The sequence below is a fragment of the Micromonospora sp. S-DT3-3-22 genome (assembly GCF_015354745.1).
Classification (GTDB): domain Bacteria; phylum Actinomycetota; class Actinomycetes; order Mycobacteriales; family Micromonosporaceae; genus Micromonospora; species Micromonospora wenchangensis.
On the sequence record NZ_JACGMO010000262.1, the window covers coordinates 1 to 1,256 of the forward strand.

Annotated in this window: 1 pseudogene; it reads left to right on the plus strand. The window is 68.5% G+C overall.

Annotated features, from left to right (window positions below):
• Window positions 1–1,235: pseudogene (locus H1A17_RS34030) on the plus strand (IS701 family transposase); the annotation flags it as partial.
• Window positions 1,236–1,256 lie beyond the last annotated feature (21 nt).

Below are 1,256 nucleotides of genomic sequence, written 5' to 3' on the forward strand. Positions count from 1 at the left end.
GGGCCACGGTTTCGTCGGTCGGAGCCGCGTCGGCGGGCGCGGCAGTACCTGTGTGGGCTGGTCTCCGGCCTGGGCCGTAAGAACGGCTGGACCTTGGCGGAGCAGGCCGGGGATGTGTCGCCGGACGGGATGCAGCGGTTGTTGCGGTGGGCGGACTGGGACGTCGACGCCGTGCGGGACGATGTGCGTGACTACGTGGTCGAGTATCTCGGTGACCCGGCGGGGGTGTTGATCGTCGATGACACCGGGTTCCTGAAGAAGGGCGTCCGGTCGGCGGGGGTGCAGCGTCAGTACTCCGGCACGGCTGGTCGGACGGAGAACTGCCAGGTCGGGGTGTTCCTTGCCTACCGGTCAGCGAAGGGTCACGCCTTGATCGACCGGCAGCTCTACCTTCCGACCTCGTGGACCGATGACCGGGACCGGTGCCGGGCCGCCGGGATCCCCGACGAGGTGGAGTTCGCCACGAAGGTGCAGATGGCCCGCACCATGCTCGCCCGCACCCTGGACGCGGGGGTGCCGGTGGGGTGGGTGACGATGGACGAGGCCTACGGGCAGTCGAAGTCCCTGCGGGTGTGGCTGGAACACCGGGATGTGGCTTATGTGGTCGCGACCCGCCGCAACGACGACATGATCACCACCACCATGGGAACGGCCCGTGCCGACCAACTCATCGCCGGTCTGCCCGCTCGGGCGTGGTGCCGGCTCTCGGCCGGCGCCGGCGCGCACGGCCCACGCGAGTACTGGTGGGCTCGGGTGCCGGTACGGATCTGCTGGCGGCCGGGCCGCGGACACTGGCTCCTGGCCCGGCGCAGCATCACTACCGGCGAGATCGCCTACTACGTCTGCTACGGACCACGTCGGACCCGCCTGGTCGACCTCGCCCGTGTCGCGGGCGCGAGGTGGGCGATCGAGGAGTGCTTCCAGCAGGCCAAGAACGAAGCAGGCCTCGACGAATACCAGGTCCGTGACTGGCGGGCCTGGTACGCCCACATCACCCTCGCGATGGCCGCCCACGCCTGGCTGTCCGTCGCCCGATCCCTTACCACAAAAGGGGAACCAGCCCTGGCGACGACATGATGATCGGCTACACCGTACCGGAGATCCGAAGACTCCTCACCGCACTCGCAGTGCGATCAACCCACCCACCAGAGCACGTCTGGGCCTGGTCCCGATGGCGCAGACGACGCCAACACCAAGCCCGAACCTGCCACTACCGACGACACGGCTACCCCTAACCAACTGCCGTTGCAGTACTA